The sequence below is a fragment of the Thermogutta sp. genome (genome assembly GCF_014359955.1).
In the GTDB taxonomy this organism is placed as follows: domain Bacteria; phylum Planctomycetota; class Planctomycetia; order Pirellulales; family Thermoguttaceae; genus Thermogutta.
In genome coordinates this window covers 1-4229 of record NZ_JACIYL010000369.1, presented here as the reverse complement: position 1 = coordinate 4229, position 4229 = coordinate 1, and the positions used below count along the sequence as shown (strand labels likewise).

The following is a 4229-nucleotide window of genomic DNA, read 5'->3' as shown; positions in this document are numbered from 1 at the left end:
GGTCGTGTCCCATCGAAAGGCTTCCGACGGCACAGAAAAGCTTCTCCTCCGCACCCACGACGGCGAATATGTCGAGTGCGTCCTGCTCCGCGATGACAAGGGTAATCGCACTGTGTGCATAAGCACGCAGGTGGGTTGCGGGATGGGGTGTGTCTTTTGTGCCAGCGGTCTGGATGGGGTCGTCCGCAACCTCACCAGCGGAGAAATTTTGGAGCAAATTCTCCACCTCAAGTGCCTCCTTGAGCCCGATGAGCGGCTCAGCCATATCGTTGTGATGGGTATGGGAGAGCCGCTGGCCAATCTGGGGCGATTACTGGGCGCCCTCTACCGGGCCACGCACAAAGATGGCCTGGGCATCAGCGCCAGGCATGTGACCATCTCCACCGTGGGATTGCCGCATGCGATTCGCCGGCTGGCCGAACTCGACCTCCAGTATCATCTGGCGGTCTCCCTGCACGCTCCCAACGATGAGTTGCGAAACAAGCTGGTGCCGGCCAACCGACGGATCGGTATTCAGGCCATCCTGTCCGCGGCTGACGAGTACTTTGCCAAGACCGGCCGTCGCGTGACCTACGAGTACGTCCTTTTGAGGGATATCAACGATCGGCCGCAGCACGCCCAGGAACTGGCGCAACTTCTCAAGGGAAGAAATGCCCTGGTGAATCTCATTCCTTACAATCCCATCCAGGGATTGCCTTATGAGCCGCCCGAGCGACGGGATGTTGCCCGATTTGTGGATGTTCTCAATCGGGCAGGTATTCAGGTGACGGTTCGCTATCGAAAAGGGGCCGAAATTGAAGCGGCCTGCGGTCAGCTCCGGCGCCTCCATCCGGAAATTGTGAGCAAGTCCAAGAAAAAGAAGAAAAAGAAGAACAAATCCGCGGACGATGCCGTCCAGTCGGGCGAAACCTCCGCCGTGGTGAGCAATGAGGGGCAGAATGGACAGCCGGAAGGGGCGTTCAGCGATTTGGTGGTGATGTCCGGCGACCCGACCGTGGTCGTCAGCGACGTCGAGATCTTGAACTTTGAAGAGATCGCGGAGCCGGAAACAAGCGAGGCCAAGCGGGATTCAGAATAAGAATCCCTGTTCCGGCTCAGTCATCCGATGCCCCGTCAGGCCGAGGTGTTCATACGCCTTGGCGGTGATCTTTCTGCCCCGCGGCGTTCGAATCAACAGCTCGCAACGCAGAAGAAAGGGTTCGACCTCGTCCACAAGGGTATCGGGTGACAGGTTAAGGGTGTGGGCGACGGCTTCCACGCCTACTGGGCCGCCGTTGAACACTCTCGCTATCGTCTCCAGGTATTTGCGGTCCTGGGGATCCAACCCGAGGGAGTCAACCCCCTGCATCTCCAGGGCGTCTTCGGCGACACTCCGCGTAATGCGACCCCGTGCCTTGCTAGTGGCGTAGTCCCTCACCCAGCGAAGGCGGTTGTTGGCGATCCGCGGTGTTCCGCGGCTGCGGCGTGCGATCTCTTCCGCCGCGGCATCCTCTATGGGGACGTTCAACTTGCGGGCGTTGCGGCGGACGATCTCGGCAAGCTCTTCGACCGTGTAAAAATCGAGGTGTTCCCGCATGTGAAATCGGTCCCGAAGGGGAGCCGAAAGCAAGCCGCTACGCGTGGTGGCACCGATGAGCGTGAAGGGTTTGAGTCGAATGTTGAGCGTGCGAGCGTTCACGCCTTCCCCCAGCGTGATATCAATCCGGAAGTCCTCCATGGCGGGATAGAGGAATTCCTCCACCGCTTTCTGCATGCGGTGGATTTCGTCGATGAAAAGAACCGAGCGTTCCTCCGCGTTCGTGAGGTAGGGGATCAAATCTTTGGGAGCTTTCAACGTGGCTCCACTGGCGATTTGTACGCTGACCCCGAGATGTCGTGGAATACATAGCGCAAAGGTGGTTTTGCCCAGTCCCGGCGGTCCATCAAAGAGGATGTGCCCGAGCGGCTCGTTACGTTTCAGCGCTGCGTCGATGGCGATTTTGAGGCGTTCATAGACCGCGCGCTGGCCTACCATCTCCTCCATTCGCTGGGGACGGAGAAGACGATCCTCATCTTCGGGGATCTTTGTCGGCCTGAGGACCGGTTCGCGTGCCATTCTCGGGGACTGCCGCTAAAAAGGTGATATACTCCAACCGCATTTCCCAACCTGCCCAATTGATCGCAATATACCAGAGAATGTCGCCGGGCGCAAAGATCAACCGAAAGTTGGCCATTGTTCTGAGTAAGGATGACACGTCAGTGGGAACGGCCGTTACCTGAAAACCGCGGAAAGAAGGGCGACGATTCCCAGAACGACAGCACCCAGGATCAGGCAGGCCAGAACGATTTTCCAGGGCGACAGGGGTAACTGGCCGAACGGGCGGCCACTCTGGCCATTGATCACAAACCGGTACACCCGGCCTCTGTAGCGATAAGCGAGAATCCATACCGGTAAGAGGACCGGCTCTCCGGCGAGTTTCGTGACCTTTACATTGACGTGTACATTTCTCGCGCTTCCCGGGATGTAGCGCCGGATACTTTCGGCGGTTTCCAGTTCCTCGATGATCCGCTTGGCCAGGGGGCGGGCGTATTTGCGGGGAACACGGAATTGCTCCACTGTGACGTTTTCCAGGTCTACTGCGTTCGCCGGGACTGCGCGAGAGAAGTCATAGCCGCCCAGCCCGCGGGTTTCTTCGTAGGTCAACACGCTGCTGGCAGGGACGAGGACCGAGTTGTAGGAGTTCCGCAGATCCCCAAAAAGTGGCCGCCAGTTCCCCCGGGCTGTGAGTGGCACCTGGTTGGTGTCTGCTGTCCAGTACGTGTGAGTCTCGGCAGAAAAACACCAGAACGGTACAAAGACCGGCACAATCTGGGTGACGGCGGCCTCCTGGGCAAGATCAGCCGGTAGAAAAAAGCCGGATTTCATTTGCACGCGGAGGATCTGCAGAGCTTGCCCCCGATCGATGGCGAACGGAATGACTTTGGACGGAAAGACCGTTTGTCCATCCGGTTGCGGACGTAACTCGACGGAGCCGCAAAACGGGCATCGCAGGGCTCGGGCCGAGGCATCATAACTCATGGCGGCCCCACAGCCGGCGCACGTAAAGCGATTCTTGAAAGCGAGCGCCTGCGTCCTCGGTGACGCAGGTTCCCCAGAAGATATCGGTGCTTCTCGCCCACAGTTGGGGCAAAACAGATCTTCCTCATCGAGGACACTCGCACATACCGGACAGCGTTTTGCGAGCATGACGGCGATTATTTCCCGGGCGAACTGATACGCTATGTGAAGGCTGCAACGTGTATCATAACCGAGGAGCCTCGGGCGTTGTAACCTGGCACGACGGTGGGGGGAGCCGATCGAAAAGCGTTGAATACGCTTTGTCGCCGTGTGAAAGTTATGTATTCCTCCACCGGGGGCAGGGTTGTCCGTGTCCCGCCAGGAGTGCATATCGTGCGTGTCCGACGTCCGTAAAGGTCGGTAGGCGCAATTCGTGAATGGCCCCTTTCGCGTGTTTCAGGCTCGCGCGATTCGTCCCCTGTCAACGAGCCTGGCGAACGTCTCCTTTCCGAAACCATTTTTCTGAGCTTGACCGCCAGTTAGAATAAACCAGGGTCCAACACTGATTCCGAGCTGCGTCCTGAAGCTTGGCGATGGGCGATGCGACAGCGTGAAAATGTCTTTTGTCCCATTTTCGATGGGTGACGTGGTACGATAAGGTGATTTATCCGCTCATGACAAGGTTGACACGCGATCAGGTGGTGAATCAGTCGTTTCTGGAGATGCGTTCCTACCTGTTGGAGATCGCGGCCACATTGGATCGATACGATCGGGCCGAGACTCGCAACGGTGAGCAGGAGGATGTTCGCTGGACGAAGATTCGGCAGGCTCTCGACATACTGGCCCAGCAGCGGGAGCAACCCGATCGCACGGAGACGCTACTCATGCTGTTCTCAGACCTGACACCGCTGGAGAAATAACGGCCCAATGGGGTTTCGGGCAATGCGATCAACGGCCTGATGGCAGAGGCCCTCCCGGCACAGGTGGCAGACGCATTTGGGAAACCGGGAAAGTCTGGCCGGAGTGACGCACACAAACGATCCTGCAGAGTCACCAACGTTCGTCGGCAGATTTTGTAAAGGTGCGCCAATTATGCTGATCATTCAACCGCATTACCACGCTATCGCAAGAACCACCCAGGACTACGAGCGGATGGCTGCCGCGGGGGTGGTGGCCGTGGCCGAGCCGGCAT

Annotated in this window: 4 protein-coding genes; 2 read left to right on the top strand and 2 right to left on the bottom strand. The window is 58.3% G+C overall.

The features are described from left to right. Positions 1-1078: 23S rRNA (adenine(2503)-C(2))-methyltransferase RlmN (rlmN, locus tag H5U08_RS11465; RefSeq protein WP_297033121.1), on the top strand; the 1078-nt coding region annotated here is incomplete at its 5' end. On the opposite strand, the gene ruvB is transcribed toward rlmN, so the two are convergent. Together ruvB and H5U08_RS11455 are read right to left on the bottom strand one after the other, a co-directional pair. Further along, positions 1070-2095 (bottom strand): Holliday junction branch migration DNA helicase RuvB, encoded by a 1026-nt coding sequence (gene ruvB, locus H5U08_RS11460; RefSeq protein WP_297033119.1) that lies wholly within the window; start codon positions 2093-2095, stop codon positions 1070-1072. The two genes, rlmN and ruvB, sit on opposite strands and share 9 nt — an antisense overlap. A gap of 156 nt (positions 2096-2251) precedes the next feature. Next, positions 2252-3058: a hypothetical protein gene (locus tag H5U08_RS11455; protein ID WP_297033117.1), complete on the bottom strand. Its 807-nt coding sequence runs from the start codon at positions 3056-3058 to the stop codon at positions 2252-2254. 653 nt (positions 3059-3711) lie between these two features. Between H5U08_RS11455 and H5U08_RS11450 the strand changes: the two genes are divergently transcribed. Then, positions 3712-3957, top strand: coding sequence for a hypothetical protein (locus H5U08_RS11450; RefSeq protein ID WP_297033115.1), 246 nt, complete (start codon positions 3712-3714; stop codon positions 3955-3957). The last annotated feature ends 272 nt before the right edge of the window (positions 3958-4229 follow it).

Excerpts from the sequence above, each read along its gene's own strand:
- H5U08_RS11450 (WP_297033115.1), top strand. The coding sequence starts at position 3,712 with ATGACAAGGTTGACACGCGATCAGGTGGTGAATCAGTCGTTTCTGGAG.
- H5U08_RS11455 (WP_297033117.1), bottom strand. The coding sequence starts at position 3,058 with ATGAGTTATGATGCCTCGGCCCGAGCCCTGCGATGCCCGTTTTGCGGC.
- ruvB (WP_297033119.1), bottom strand. The coding sequence starts at position 2,095 with ATGGCACGCGAACCGGTCCTCAGGCCGACAAAGATCCCCGAAGATGAG.